This window comes from Rhizobium sullae (assembly GCF_900169785.1).
Taxonomy (GTDB): domain Bacteria; phylum Pseudomonadota; class Alphaproteobacteria; order Rhizobiales; family Rhizobiaceae; genus Rhizobium; species Rhizobium sullae.
The window spans coordinates 43,507-57,186 of the sequence record NZ_FWER01000022.1 but is presented as its reverse complement, the minus strand read 5'-3'; the positions used below and the strand labels follow the sequence as shown (position 1 = coordinate 57,186).

General features: G+C 59.4%; 16 protein-coding genes. 10 read left to right on the top strand and 6 right to left on the bottom strand.

All coding sequences use genetic code 11. The features are described from left to right. Positions 1 to 25 precede the first annotated feature (25 nt). Complete coding sequence (locus BN1800_RS20265; RefSeq protein ID WP_087000498.1) at positions 26 to 1,549, bottom strand: ABC transporter substrate-binding protein; 1,524 nt, start codon at positions 1,547 to 1,549, stop codon at positions 26 to 28. A gap of 212 nt (positions 1,550 to 1,761) precedes the next feature. On the opposite strand from BN1800_RS20265, the gene BN1800_RS20260 reads away from it, so the two are divergent. The 3 genes from BN1800_RS20260 (at position 1,762) to BN1800_RS20250 (ending at position 3,823) form a co-directional block, all read left to right on the top strand. Then, the gene (locus BN1800_RS20260; RefSeq protein ID WP_087000496.1) at positions 1,762 to 2,547 is read left to right on the top strand and encodes an IclR family transcriptional regulator; all 786 of its coding nucleotides are present in this window, start codon (positions 1,762 to 1,764) and stop codon (positions 2,545 to 2,547) included. Positions 2,548 to 2,619: 72 nt separating this feature from the next. Beyond that, positions 2,620 to 3,342, top strand: coding sequence for a ribonuclease activity regulator RraA (locus tag BN1800_RS20255; protein WP_027510424.1), 723 nt, complete (start codon positions 2,620 to 2,622; stop codon positions 3,340 to 3,342). A gap of 229 nt (positions 3,343 to 3,571) precedes the next feature. Continuing rightward, positions 3,572 to 3,823 (top strand): type II toxin-antitoxin system ParD family antitoxin, encoded by a 252-nt coding sequence (locus BN1800_RS20250; protein WP_087000561.1) that lies wholly within the window; start codon positions 3,572 to 3,574, stop codon positions 3,821 to 3,823. Positions 3,824 to 3,837: 14 nt separating this feature from the next. Here BN1800_RS20250 and BN1800_RS20245 read toward each other — a convergent pair whose 3' ends face one another. The 4 genes from BN1800_RS20245 to BN1800_RS20230 form a co-directional block, all read right to left on the bottom strand. Next, positions 3,838 to 4,284, bottom strand: coding sequence for a type II toxin-antitoxin system PemK/MazF family toxin (locus BN1800_RS20245; protein WP_244564567.1), 447 nt, complete (start codon positions 4,282 to 4,284; stop codon positions 3,838 to 3,840). A gap of 3 nt (positions 4,285 to 4,287) precedes the next feature. Then, positions 4,288 to 4,407, bottom strand: coding sequence for a DUF3018 domain-containing protein (locus BN1800_RS43955; RefSeq protein WP_425299049.1), 120 nt, complete (start codon positions 4,405 to 4,407; stop codon positions 4,288 to 4,290). 354 nt (positions 4,408 to 4,761) lie between these two features. Next, positions 4,762 to 4,944, bottom strand: a complete 183-nt coding sequence (locus BN1800_RS41990) for a DUF4037 domain-containing protein (RefSeq protein ID WP_087000494.1) — start codon at positions 4,942 to 4,944, stop codon at positions 4,762 to 4,764. Between the two features lie 79 nt (positions 4,945 to 5,023). Continuing rightward, on the bottom strand, positions 5,024 to 5,761 hold the full coding sequence (locus tag BN1800_RS20230) for a metallophosphoesterase (protein WP_087000492.1): 738 nt from the start codon (positions 5,759 to 5,761) through the stop codon (positions 5,024 to 5,026). A gap of 279 nt (positions 5,762 to 6,040) precedes the next feature. On the opposite strand from BN1800_RS20230, the gene BN1800_RS20225 reads away from it, so the two are divergent. From BN1800_RS20225 to BN1800_RS20195, 7 genes are all read left to right on the top strand, one after another. Beyond that, entirely contained in the window at positions 6,041 to 6,946 is a 906-nt protein-coding gene (locus BN1800_RS20225; protein WP_087000490.1) for a S1C family serine protease, read from the top strand. A 115-nt stretch (positions 6,947 to 7,061) separates the two neighbouring features. Further along, entirely contained in the window at positions 7,062 to 8,087 is a 1,026-nt protein-coding gene (locus tag BN1800_RS20220; RefSeq protein WP_087000488.1) for a LacI family DNA-binding transcriptional regulator, read from the top strand. A gap of 35 nt (positions 8,088 to 8,122) precedes the next feature. Next, complete coding sequence (locus BN1800_RS20215; RefSeq protein WP_027510419.1) at positions 8,123 to 9,079, top strand: substrate-binding domain-containing protein; 957 nt, start codon at positions 8,123 to 8,125, stop codon at positions 9,077 to 9,079. Continuing rightward, positions 9,076 to 9,888 carry an ATP-binding cassette domain-containing protein gene (locus BN1800_RS20210; protein ID WP_087000486.1) on the top strand — a complete coding sequence of 271 codons (813 nt, stop codon included), beginning with the start codon at positions 9,076 to 9,078 and terminating at the stop codon, positions 9,886 to 9,888. The genes BN1800_RS20215 and BN1800_RS20210 overlap by 4 nt, the downstream gene beginning before the upstream one ends. Then, on the top strand, positions 9,885 to 10,889 hold the full coding sequence (locus BN1800_RS20205; RefSeq protein ID WP_087000484.1) for an ABC transporter permease: 1,005 nt from the start codon (positions 9,885 to 9,887) through the stop codon (positions 10,887 to 10,889). Before BN1800_RS20210 ends, BN1800_RS20205 begins: the two co-directional genes overlap by 4 nt. A 3-nt stretch (positions 10,890 to 10,892) precedes the next feature. Continuing rightward, on the top strand, positions 10,893 to 11,960 hold the full coding sequence (locus BN1800_RS20200; protein WP_087000482.1) for a phosphotriesterase family protein: 1,068 nt from the start codon (positions 10,893 to 10,895) through the stop codon (positions 11,958 to 11,960). 42 nt (positions 11,961 to 12,002) lie between these two features. Then, complete coding sequence (locus tag BN1800_RS20195; protein ID WP_087000480.1) at positions 12,003 to 12,773, top strand: glutamine amidotransferase; 771 nt, start codon at positions 12,003 to 12,005, stop codon at positions 12,771 to 12,773. 4 nt (positions 12,774 to 12,777) lie between these two features. Here BN1800_RS20195 and BN1800_RS20190 read toward each other — a convergent pair whose 3' ends face one another. Continuing rightward, complete coding sequence (locus tag BN1800_RS20190) at positions 12,778 to 13,674, bottom strand: PfkB family carbohydrate kinase (protein WP_087000478.1); 897 nt, start codon at positions 13,672 to 13,674, stop codon at positions 12,778 to 12,780. Between the last annotated feature and the right edge of the window lie 6 nt (positions 13,675 to 13,680).

Genomic DNA, 13,680 nt, shown 5'->3' with positions numbered 1-13,680 from the left:
TCAACCGGGGACCTGTCAATGTCGTTCAGCGATAGCTGACCGACTTCAGCTTGATCTCATTGCCGGCCTGGACATCAGGCGTGTAATTCACGTCCGATGCGACACGGGCGATCGTAACCATATGAAAGAGAGGTACGATGTTGACCGCATCGACAGCGATGTACTTGAACGCCTCCTGGAACAGGCGCTTGCGTTCGTCACCTGTGGCCTTGGAAGCGTCTGAGATGATTGTGTCGAGCTTCGGATCGACGATCGACGACGTGTTGCCATCGCTCGTGAAACGGTTCGGCAGCGTGAACACCGCATCGCCCTCGGTATTGTCGATCTGCGTCTGCAGGATCGAAGGCTGACGGTCCTTGGCCCAAGGCTTGAGCAGCTTCTTCAGCCAGGGGCTTGTTTCGAGCATCTCGAGGCGGGCGTTGAAGCCTGCATCCGCCAGCATGGCTTGAATGGCTTCAAGACTTTCGGATGAGTTCGGATAGATGCCGATACGCCCGTAGATGACGATTTCCTTGTCGACCGGGACGCCATCCGCCCGCGCGGCCTCAAGGAGAGACTTGGCCTTTTCCGGATCGTAGGTCCAGGCAGGAATGTCGGGATTGTATCCGAACACCGACGGCGTCACGACCTGCATCGCTTTTTCAGCATTCTCATGGAAGATCGTGCCGATGAGGCCGTCGCGGTCTATTGCAAGGTTGAGCGCCTCGCGTACGCGCCTGTCATTCAGCGGCGCCACGTCCTGATCGATCCTCAGCAATGATGTTTCCGCATTCGGGAAAGCATGATCGTGATCGCTGGTGCCGTCCTGCGGAGCAATCTCATAGGCTATTTGGGCTTCTCCCGTCTCGACCATCGCGGCTCGGACGGCTGACTCGGCGCGCCAGATGACGGTTGCGTTTTTGATCGACGGCTTGTCGGACCAGTATCCGTCATAAGCCTGCAGAGCGACTGATTGGCCTGGCAGCCATTTGAGAAGCTTGAAGGGCCCGGTCCCGATCGGCGCCCGCGTTTTGGCATCGTTCGGCATATCCGGTGAACCGATATCCAGCGCGGCCATCTTGTTCGGAAGGATCGGTTCTATGACATCGGTCCGGATGATGATCGTTGTTGGATTGACCACTTCGGGTGACAATTTGACGCCCTTGAGCGTTGCGAGTCCGACTTCGCAGGCGAGTGCAGGGTCCTGCGCACGCTTTAGCGCCGCTGCAACAGCATTGGCGTCAAAAGGCTTGCCGTCATGGAAAGTCACTTTCTCACGGAGCTTGAATTCCCAAGTCAGATCATCGACCTGCCGCCAGTCGGTGGCGAGACTTGGCGTCACGGTCCCGTCAATCGGGCTCAGGTTGACGAGCGTCTCCGTGATATTGTTGCGCAGGATGCGCGAATTGCCTGAGAGATCCGTATCGCAGGGATCAAGTGATTTTGGCTCATCGGTTACCACGACAGTCAACGTGTCCGACGTGGCGTGCGCCGGGATTGAAACGTTCGCTGCGAGTGAAAATGCCGCCAGACCGACCTTTGCGGCCTTGGTGATGGATATCATGTTCATGGGTGCCTCCTCGTTCCAGCCATTGACATCGCATCCGGAGCAATGCCGCTTCGTAAATGCCCCCGTTTCAAGGCTGCCGTCGCAGCATCATGCAAGTGGCTTTACTTCCTCCAACAACTGCGTAGTGTCAAATGTGACACCTGTTCCATGAGGATGCTTAGGTGCGGTCACGATGTCAACAGAGAATAATTCATATAAGGAATGCATAGTTCATGAATGAACTTAAACATGGCTCTCCAGTCGTGGAAAAGACGGCGCATCTTCTCGAGGCCGTCGCCGATGCCAAGACGGGAATTTCTCTTGCAGATCTAGTCGACCGGCTAGGCGTGCCGCGCTCGACCGTTTATCGCATCCTGAATTCACTGGCGGCCCACGGTCTTGTCGCCCGCGTCAACGGCGGGGCATCGTACGAGCTTGGCCCCAAGTTCATCGAACTCGCACGGCGTATTTCACCCGGCGCCGACAAAGCAATGCTTGTCGAAGCGGCCAAGCCGATCCTGACCGCGGCAGCAGACCGGATCCTTGAATCCTTTAAGCTGGCCACGCCGGAGGGGGGTGAAATGATGACGATTTTTGCCGCTCCAAGCCCCGGCGACTACTCGATTTTCATCAAAGTCGGTGGCCGCTCGCGCAAGCATGTTGGCGCTGCCGGCAAGCTCGCGCTCGCCTACTCAGATTATAGTGAAATCGAGGCATATTGCGCAGCCGGGCTAGAAGCTAAGACGCCCTATACAATCACGAATCCCGATGCGCTAAAGGAAGCGCTCGTCGAGATTCGCCGCAACGGATATGCGGAGGATAATCAGGAATCCAATCTGGGGCTGCGCGCTTTCTCAGCCCCGGTATTCGATTCAGAAAGCCGCCTCGTCGCTTCGATCAGCGTGCCGTTCATCGGGGAGGCGACCCCAGACCGCGCTCGGGCAATCAAGCGAGAGGTCCTGGACAGCGCTTCGATGCTGACAAGGGCGATTAACGGCGTTCATCCTATTTCCAAATAAGAAGAAGAGATGTCCCTATTGAACTTTTTATCCCGTATGGTAGTTCTGGATCACTAGACAATGGAGGAATTGATGACAGCGCTGGAACCATTGGTTTATGCAAAGTTGTTGCGGACGAATTCAGCGAGTCTCAGCACGCTGCTTTTGAAGCGGGGTCTGAGGAATACGGCTGTTCGCGGCGTCCGGCCACTTTCCAATGTCAACAAACCAATGATCGGCCCGGCTGTCACGGTGCGCTACATTCCTGCCCGAGAAGATATTGATGGATCGACCTATAGCTCAGACCCGTCGAATTACCAGCGCAAGGCAATCGATACGATTGCGGACGGCCACATTCTGGTGTTCGACTGCCGCTCGATGGCCGAAGTCGCTGGTATCGGTGCAATGCTGGCTCGGCGCCTTATCTACCGGAACGCTGCAGGCGTAGTTCTCGACGGCGGCGTTCGCGATACGGCGGATATCGCCAAGCTTGGTCTTCCGACCTATTGTATGGGGCCCGCGGCACCGGCCAATCTAGTGGCACATCATGCTTCAGATATGAACCAGCCGATCGCCTGCGGTGGTGTCGCCGTCTATCCGGACGATATTATCTTCGGGGACGGTGAGGCTGTCATCGTCATTCCGAGAAAATATGTGGAAGAAATCGCTGATGAAGCCGTCGCGATGGAAGAACAGGAAGAGTTCCTGAAGTCGGAGATTGAATCCGGCAAATCGACGCTCGGTGTCTACCCGCCCAACGCCGAGACACTGGAGCGCTATAGGGCCTGGAAGCAGGCGCGCGCAGAGGTGATTTGAGCAGCAAGCGCTCAGTCAGCCCATGGAAAATGAGCCGCAGACACGGCTAGTGCGTCAAGCAACACCGTCGTCTTTCGAAAACGCCAACGCTGCCGCTTTATGCCCGGCTCTACTGAATCTGACTGAGGTGCAGCGACACGCTCTGGTTCGGCGGGCCTAGCGTCTGAACGATCTGCTTTTTTGCTAAACTTTGCCAATCCATGTCATCATAATTACATGGAGGTCGGTAATCGCGACAATGAATGTATCCTTACCCGATCCGATGAAAGACTGGGTCGAGGCACAAACCACGACGGGCCGCTACGCCAATGCGAGCGATTACGTGCGCGACCTCATTCGCAAAGATCAGGAACGGAACGGCAAGATTGACGCGATGCAGCGTTTTGTCGATGAAGGCCTGAAAAGCGGCGTAGGCAATAGGTCCAAAGACGAGCTTTTCGCGGCGGCGAAGGCGAAAACTGACAAGCTGCAAGGCAGTTGAGAATGGGCTTTCGCCTATAGCGTCAATTCAGCAGACCGAGCCGGCGCAGCGGCAACAGGGCCGCACGCAGTCCGTTCCTGCCTGAAGGACAGAACAGGCCTTTTGTCGCGTAATTTCTGGATTTCACACATTGTGAAAGACGATCTCAGGCCAGGCCGAGGAAAACGGGCCAGCGAACGGATGACGCAAAGCATGGTTTCGTCATCGAGCCGCCCGAAGGGCCGGCCGACCTTGTCGCGTTTCACCGACATGGCCTTGTCGATCATCACTTGCGACGGCTTGCGTAGTCCGTTCTCGGACGTGGGGCGCACTGTAGGCCGGATCAAAAGGGCGTCCACTAAAGTCCCCGACACCAGCAGCACCGTCGCCGTGCCGGTGTCCTCGAACTGATCGGCTTGGATGATGAGGGCGAGTGCGGCTTTCCGAGGGCCCCGGCATGGCGACGGCAACGAAATCGCCACGCCTCACGTGTCGGCCTCGTCATCCAGATCAGCAAGGGCGGCATCCATGAAGGCGTCCAGATCGCGGTCGGCGGCACTCGTCGTCGAAGAGCGGCGACGCGTATCCTGAACCCATATCCGCACCGGGCGCAATCCAGCAGCCCGCAGCGTCCCGGCGCTTCTGGACTCTTTGGGTGACAGGCGTTGGCACTGTGGAATCTCCGCTCAATCTGTTACATGTAACAAAAAGGCAGAACGGCGGGCCGTCAAGCTGAGTGTCGCAAAAGTCGGCCGCGAAAGGTTTCTTTTTTACACCTGACTTTCGCGGCAGAATTTGCCCTTAAGAAACTAGGGCAGCTGATTTTGTCGGTGCAATATGGGGAAGATCCAAACGGCACATCTGGGGGAATATTGATCCGGTATCGACAAGGGCATCGTAAAGCGCCTCGACGCGCGTTGCTTCGTCCTGAGCTGCTAAGATTGCGTCTAGTCGCGGACCTAGGGTGGGACCGACAGTCCAAGGGCCGTTCCGAACCATTCGCCATCCGGCCAATATCGCCGCTCCTGGAGGAAGCTCAATTCCATCAGCGATCGGACAATTCTCGCGGCGATCAGCACCGACCAAGGCGTATCGCCCGGTTCGACCGTGCGTCTGCGGCTTGCATACCGCTTTACACCCATCCGATCGCTTCGAACCATAAATCCGGAACTCAGTGGGCCAGAACTCATCACTAACTGGAATCCTGGATGTGGATTGATCCTAGTCGGAGTGGGAGACATACAGAAAGCGCGGCTCGCTGTTGCCGGCAATCACGACGGCTGACAGGCGTCCGGTGCGGTAGGCGCCCGTGTCGATTGCTATCCGGTTCGAATGGATCTCCGGAAGCTCCGAGGCGGTGATCGTGTGCCCATGCACCACGACTTTTTCGAGCGGCTCGGAGGCATCGAGGAAGTCTTCGCGTATTTCGCGAAGATCGTCCTCGTTCTGTTCGGTAAGCGGTCTCTTCGGATCGATCCCGGCATGGACGAGGCAATAGCCGTTCACGATGACCATGTCCGCGGCCTGATTTAGCAATGCCAGATGATGCGCGTATCGAGGAAGCAGCATATCTGGCAGCTCTCCTGCCCAGCCCGGCATGCGGTGGGTATACGACCGAAGAGTGGCCTTTCCGCCGAGGCCTGACACCCAATGATCAAGAGCGAGATCGCCGAGATGATTATTCAACGCCTCGCGGAACAGGTAGTCGTGATTTCCGAGAATGAGTTGCGATCCCTCACGCTGCTGAAGGGTCCCGTGCACGAGTTCCATTGCCCGGCGGCTTTCCGGTCCTCTGTCGACGATATCGCCAAGGAAAACGATCCGCGGCTTCGCGCCGCTTTTGTCCGCGTCTTCGTCAATTGTCGCTAACAGAACTTCGAGCAAGCCGGCCATTCCATGAACATCGCCAACGGCATAAACAGGGCGGGACGCAGAACTGGCTAACTCGATGATTTTCATTGGCAGACTCGGACGCAGCACATTCCCTTCTCATCTGAGACGGTGCCGCTGTGCTGACAAGGGATGGAGCTCTGTGAGTTCTTGTTGTGGTGTACGAAACGTCAATCCTTCACGTACACTCTGTCATGCGTCACATTGAAGGACAGTTGGCCGAAAGCAGATTGGCCCCAAGGCTTGTGCTGCTCTGTGGCGCGCCGTATCTTAGAAAGAAGTCAGGCGCCCGCGTGCCAGCGGTTGAAGCCTCCTGTGCGTAAATCTTGCCCCAACAGGAACGAAAGCATGAATATCGATAGGATTTTGCGGTCTGTCGTGGCCGTTCGCGCCTCAATTCCCGAAGATGCCTTCACGGCGACGACGCTGGGCACCCAAAGGGAGGGGAGTGGCGTGGTGATCCGGGAAAATGGGTTGGTGCTCACGATCGGCTATCTGATCACCGAGGCCGAGGAAGTTTGGCTGACACGCAATGACGGGTATGTCGTTCCGGCTCATGCCCTTGCCTACGATCAGGAAACCGGCTTCGGTCTGGTACAGGCGCTTGGGTCGCTTGACGTTCCCGCATTGGATTTTGGCGATGCGGCTGAAGCGCAGCTCGGTGCTCCGGTCATGCTCGCTGATGGGATCGGTCAGTTCGTGCAGGCCCAAATTGTCGCGAAGCAGGAATTCGCCGGCTACTGGGAATACTTGCTGGACGAGGCGATTTTCATCGCGCCGGCCCACCCCTCCTGGGGAGGTGCAGCACTCATCGGCTCCGACGGCAAGCTTTTGGGCGTTGGCTCGCTTCGCCTGCAAATGAGCCAAAGGGGAGAGAGTGCCGACATCAACATGATCGTGCCGATCGACCTGCTGCCGCCAATTCTTGATGACCTCCTCACCCGCGGCCAAGTCAACAAGCCGCCGCGCCCTTGGCTCGGGGCCTTCTCTGCCGAAAGCAACGGCGACGTCGTCGTGATGAGTGTGGCCGAGGGAGGGCCGGCGGCCCAAGCGGGCTTGCGTCAGGGCGACATCATCTCGGAGATTCGGGATGGGGAGGTTGACGGCCTTGCCGATTTTTACCGCAAGCTCTGGAAGAGCGGTCCCGCCGGCGTGGAGATCCCCATGAGAATATTGCGCGACGGCCGCGAGGCCTGGTTGCGTATCAAGTCGGCCGACCGCAGCAGCTTTCTTAGAAAGCCGCAACTACAGTGAGGCGACGGCGCCGGTGGTTCGGCGCCTGCAACAACGCGCGCAAAGTCCGCTTGACTCAAAAACGCATCGGTGGGCTAATAGTAAATCGGTTTACTAAAGCGGTTTACAGGCTGTCATGGCGAATGAACGGGTTACGAGCCTGAAGGACGTCGCGGGTGCTGCTGGCGTTTCCGTGACGACGGTTTCGCGGCTGCTGAACGGCTCGCTGGCACTTCCACACGAGACGAGGAAGCGGATCGAGGATGCGATCCGCGACCTCAACTATCAGCCCAATCCGCATGCACGGCGCCTGAGCCGCGGCCGCTCCGATACGATCGGCCTCGTGGTGCCTGACATCGCCAATCCGTTCTTCGCAACGCTGGTGGCGGCGGTTGAGGAGGAGGCGGATCGCCGCGGGCTTGCCGTTTCGCTCTATGCGACTTTGAACCGACCGGGCCGCGAGATCGTCTATCTCCAGCTTATCGAGCGCAATCATGTCGACGGACTGATCTTCGTCACCAACCATCCGGATGACGGACAGCTTGGTGCGCTCATCAACCGCACCGGCAAGGTCGTCGTCGTCGACGAAGACGTGCCGGATGCACTGGCGCCGAAGCTCTTCTGCGACAATGAAAGGGGCGGCTATCTCGCGGGGCAGCATCTTGCCGAAACGGGGCATCGCCGCGTCCTGTTCGTTGGGGGGCCTGAACGGATGATTAGTGCTCAGCGCCGTTTCCATGGGCTCGAAAGGGGCGTGCGTGAACAGTGGGGCGCTGATGCCACCTTCCTCAATTACAAGGGCGAATACACCGTTGCCTTCGGGCGGGAAGCTGCCAAGCGCTTTATCGGCGAAGGAATGCCTGCCAGCGCAATCTTCGCGAGTTCGGACGAGATCGCCATCGGCCTCATCGACGTCTTGCGCGGCGAGGGCGTTTCGATCCCGCAAGACGTGTCGGTCATCGGTTTCGATGACGTCGGACCGCTGCATCTTTTTGCGCCGCCGCTGACGGCCATCCGCCAGCCCGTTCGGAAGATCGGCCAGCGCGCACTCTCGCTGCTTCTTGAGACGAATTGGCAGGAGCGGACTCCGTCTTCTCAGGAGGAACTCCTGCCGGTCGAAATCGTTGTGCGGAATTCCGTTGCGCCGCCTGCGAAGCCATAAATGCAATGGACAAAAAAGAACCAGAGGATGAGAACATGAACCGGACGATCAAACGCAGAACATTTACAGTCGCACTCGGCTTCACGGCGCTGGCAGCCGCCTCGCTCGCAGGGCTTGGCGCAAAGGCGCAGGAAAAAACTTTCGCGCTGGTGCAGATCAACCAGCAGGCATTGTTCTTCAACCAGATGAACGAGGGCGCCCAGAAGGCGGCTGATGCCGCAGGCGCAAAACTCGTGATCTTCAACGCTAACAACGATCCGGCTGCCCAAAACAGCGCGATCGAAACCTACATCCAGCAAAAGGTCGCCGGCCTTGCTGTCGTTGCCATCGACGTCAACGGCATCATGCCGGCCGTCAAGCAGGCGGCAGACGCCGGCATCCCCGTCGTGGCGATCGACGCCATCCTCCCCGACGGCCCGCAAAAAGCACAGATTGGTGTCGACAATGCCAAGGCCGGCGCCGACATGGGCAAGTTCTTCCTCGACTATGTCAAGGCAAACATGGACGGCAAGGTGAAGATCGGCGTCGTCGGCGCGCTGAATTCGTTCATCCAGAACGTCCGCCAGGAAGGCTTCGAAAAGACATTGGAAGGTGTCTCCGGTATTGAAAAGGCAGGCGTAGTCGACGGTCAGAACATCCAAGACAATGCGTTGGCCGCCGCTGAAAACCTGATTACCGGCAATCCCGACATGACGGCCGTCTATGCGACCGGCGAACCGGCGCTGATGGGCGCCATCGCAGCTGTTGAAAGCCAGGGCAAACAGGACACCATCAAGGTGTTCGGCTGGGATCTAACCGCCCAGGCGATCGCCGGCATCGACGCAGGTTACGTCGCAGCTGTGATCCAGCAGGATCCGGCAGCCATGGGTGCCGCTGCCGTCGATGCCTTGAAGAAGATCTCGGATGGCGGTTCGGTCGAGAAAAACATCGCCATTCCGGTCACCATCGTCACCAAGGAGAATGTCGAACCTTATAGGGCCGTTTTTAAATGATCGCGAATGGACAGCACTCAAGCGCTGTCTCCGGGGCCGGGGGAGCAATGCTCTCCCGGCAGTCTGGGGAGGCGGGAAGACTGCCGCGCGTGTCGCTTCGCGATATTCGCAAGACCTTCGGCTCGCACCAGGCGCTGCGCGGTGTCGACCTCGACCTCTATCCCGGCGAATGCCTCGGGCTTGTCGGCGACAATGCAGCGGGTAAGTCAACACTCACCAAGATCGTCTCCGGGACCTATATCCCGGACGGCGGAACGATCTCGATCGACGGGGAGGAGGTACGGTTTTCCGGCCCCGCCGAGGCTCGCTCGCGCAATATCGAGATGGTCTTCCAGGACTTGAGCCTCTGCGATCATATCGATGTGGTCGGTAATCTCTTTCTCGGCCGAGAAATCACTAAGGGTCCTTTCCTCGATCGTGCGACAATGCTTGCCGAAGCGCGCAAGATGCTCGACGCCTTGGAAATCCGTATCCCGAGGTTGACGGCCAAGGTCGAAAAGCTCTCCGGCGGCCAGCGCCAGGCAATTGCAATTGCCCGCGCCGCTTCCTTCAACCCCAAGGTCCTGATCATGGATGAGCCGACTTCGGCACTTGCTGTTGCGGAGGTGGAAGCTGTGCTTTCGCTGATCAATCGCGTCAAGGCGAAGGGCGTTTCGGTCGTGCTCATTACCCATCGTCTGCAGGACCTCTTCCGTGTCTGTGACCGTATCGCCGTCATGTATGAGGGCACCAAGGTCGCCGAGCGCGATATCGGCAAGACCAATCTCGAGGATCTGGTAAAGCTCATTGTCGGAGGGGAAAGACAGTGACGGTCTACACTGAACGGGCCAAGGGCTCGCCGCTTGCCGATTTCGTCAGCGAACATGCGCAGGTCCTTTCGATCGCCTTTTTCTTCCTCGCCTGCATGGTGTTCTTCTCGATCACCACCGACACATTCATGACGGCCGGGAACATACTGAACGTCATACGCCAGGCGGCGCCGATTCTCGTCGTGGCAGTCGCCATGACCCTGGTCATCGTCACCGGCGGAATTGATCTGTCGGTGGGCTCCCAGGTGGCGCTCGTCAATGCCGTGGCGGCGATCATCCTCGCCATGGGTTATCCCTGGCCTGTCGTCGTCTTCGGTATGCTGGCCTTTGGTGCGCTGATGGGTCTCGTCCAGGGATGGTTCGTCGCCTACCAGGGCATTCCGGCCTTCATCGTCACGTTGGCGGGGCTCTCCATCCTGCGCGGCCTGGCGCTTTATCTGACCCAGGGATATTCGATCCCGATCAAGGACGTCCCGGGCTTTTTCTGGCTGGGACGCGGCCAGCTCGTGGGGCTGCCGGTGCCGGCGTTGATCGCCATTCTCGTCGCTGCCATCGGTTATGTCGTAATTTCCTCGACAAAATATGGACGGCAGGTCGTGGCGGTCGGCTCCAACATGGAAGCGGCCCGCCGCGTCGGCATGCCGGCGCAATGGATCGTCGCCTCCGTCTATCTCGTCTCCGGCGTGGCGTCGGCATTGGCCGGATTATTGATCGCTGCACGTCTTGGCTCCGGATCATCGAACGCCGCCGTCGGCTTCGAATTGCAGGTGGTCGCGGCCGTGGTGCTCGGTGGCACGTCGCTGATGGGCGGTCGCGGTACGATCCTCGGCACGGTACTCGGCACGCTGACCATCGCGGTGATCGGCAATGGACTCATCCTGATGCATGTCTCACCGTTCTTCACGCAGATCGTCACCGGCGCGATCATCCTCGTGGCGATCTGGCTCAATACCCGCATCTTCACCACCAGTTTCCGTTTCGGCGGCAAGAGAAAGGGCTGATCGATGGCGGCCGAACTCTCTGAAGGCCATCTTCGATCCGGCAACGTGATGACCGTTGCCGGACTGGTTCCGGCCGATGAGCTCGGCGTCACGCTGATGCACGAGCATATCCTCAACGACTGCCGCTGCTGGTGGCATGCGCCGAAGACGCCGGAGCGGCAATATCTCGCCGACGGCTTCGTGTGCATGGAAATCCTCGGTGAGCTCCGCCAGGATCCGTTCGTCAACAAGCACAATATAACGCTGGACGACGAGGCGCTGGCGATCGTCGAGCTCAAGGATTTCGCGAGAGAAGGCGGCAGGACGGTCGTCGAGCCGACCTGCCAGGGAATCGGCCGCGACCCGCTGGCGCTCCGACGCATATCCAAGTCGACCGGGCTCAATATCGTGATGGGTGCGGGCTATTACCTCGCCTCGTCGCATCCGGCCAAGGTGTGGGGCATGGGTGTGACGCAAATCGCCGACGAGATCGTCCGCGAGGCGATCGAGGGTGCTGACGGCACGGATGTGAAGATCGGCCTGATTGGCGAGATTGGCGTTTCTTCCGATTTCACAGGGGAGGAAGAAAAGTCGCTGCGCGGTGCGGCCCAGGCTCACCGCCGCACAGGCCTTCCACTGATGGTGCATCTGCCCGGCTGGTTCCGGCTCGGCCACAAGGTGCTCGACATCGTGGCGGAAGAGGGCGGCGATCTTCGCCACACCGTACTTTGCCACATGAACCCGTCGCATGACGATCTCGGTTATCAGAGCGAGATCGCGTCGCGCGGCGCATTCCTGGAGTATGACATGATCGGCATGGATTTCTTCTATGGGGACCAGCAGGTGCAGTGCCCGAGCGACGAGGAGGCCGCGCGCGCCATCGTCAAGCTCGTGGGGATGGGGCATGGCGACCGCGTCCTGCTCTCCCATGACGTCTTCCTGAAGATGATGCTGACGAAATACGGCGGCAACGGCTATGCCTATATTCTCAAACATTTCCTGCCGCGCCTGAAACGGCATGGCCTCGATGACGCGGTCATCGGCCGGATGATGCGCGACAACCCGCGTTCGGTCTTCCAAGCCTCTGCCTGACGGCCGGAACTCCTCAAAGAAACGGTAAGATACGGTAAGACAATGACAAAGAAAGTGCTCCTCGTCGGTGAAAGCTGGGTCAGCTCGGCAACCCATTACAAGGGTTTCGACCAGTTCGGCAGCGTCACCTTCCATCTGGGCGCCGAGCCGCTGGTAAAGGCGCTCGAAGGCAGCGAGTTCGAACTGACTTATATGCCGGCGCATGAGGCCGTCGAAAAATTCCCCTTCGAAATGGCCGGGCTCGACGCCTATGATGCGATCATCCTTTCCGATATCGGGGCAAACTCGCTGCTGCTGCCGCCAGCGGTCTGGTTGCATTCGAAGACGGTGTCGAACCGGCTGAAGCTCATCAAGGCCTGGGTCGAAAAAGGCGGCGGCCTGCTGATGGTCGGCGGCTACTTCTCGTTCCAGGGCATCGACGGCAAGGCGCGCTGGCGCCGCACGCCGGTTGAAGATGTCCTGCCGGTCACCTGCCTTGCCTATGACGACCGCGTCGAAATGCCAGAGGGCTCGACCGCCGTTGTGCTGAAGCCGGAGCATCCCGTCATGGCCGGCCTTGACGGCGAATGGCCGCTGCTTCTTGGCGTCAACGAGGTGGAACTGCGCGACCGCCCCGATGTTGAGGTGCTTGCCCGTCTGCCAGAAGATCAAGGGAGCCATCCGTTGCTGGTAATCGGTTCGCACGGCAAGGGCCGCACGGCCGCCTGGACCTCCGACATCGGCCCTCACTGGCTGTCGCCGGCTTTCTGCGAATGGAAGGGCTATGGACGCTTGTGGATCAATCTTCTTGCCTGGATGACGGAGGCGCGCTGAAGGATCAGCCGGCGAGAATGGAATGAAGCTCGGCCTTGGTGGGAAACGCAGATCGGGTTCCCCGTCGGCTGACGGTGAGGGCAGCGGCGGCGGTCGCGTGCCTTACGGCGCGTGCGTCGAGCGGCACGCCCCGCAAGGCAGCAGACGCGAGCGTGACGCCCATGAACGTGTCGCCAGCACCTGTCGTATCGATGACGCTAGCGGGTGTCGCCGGGATCGTCAGCGCGCCGCTTTCGCTTGCCAGCATCGCGCCTTCGCCGCCGAGGGTCAGGACCACGTGTTTGACCCCCGCGGAGATCAGGACCGAGGCGGCACCTTGGCCTGCGGTTCCGGTCAGGCTCTCGGCCTCGCCTTTATTCAGAAAGGCAATATCGACGAGCGGCCAGAGGCCGGTGAAGAAGGGGCGAAGGGGGGACGGATTGAAGGCTGTGAGCAGCTGGCGATGCCTGGCTTCTTCAAGGATGCCGCGGGTAACCTCGTCAGTGAGATTGCCTTGCAGGACGAGGAGATCGCCGGGGATGCTTTCGGCAAGCGGAGCGACCGCCTCCGCAAGCGTCAGCGAACCGGCCGAATCCGTGGTCGTGACAATGGCGTTCTCACCGTCGGGGGTCGTGAAGATGATGGAGAAATCGCTTGCCTTGCCGGCTAGCTGGATCAGTCTGGCCTCGACCGGCTCTTCGGCCAACTGGCTGCGGATGGTCTCGGCGCGAAAATCTTCGCCGACGGCCGCAACCAGCGTAACGGCAAGGCCTGCGCGGCCCATCACCACGGCCTGGTTTGCACCCTTGCCGCCCAGATCGCGGGTCTCCTCGCGGCCAAGGATCGAGGCGCCTGCCTCTGGCATGGCCGATACGGAAATAGTTTCGTCCACTGTGACGTTGCCGATGACATAAGCACGCATAACTGG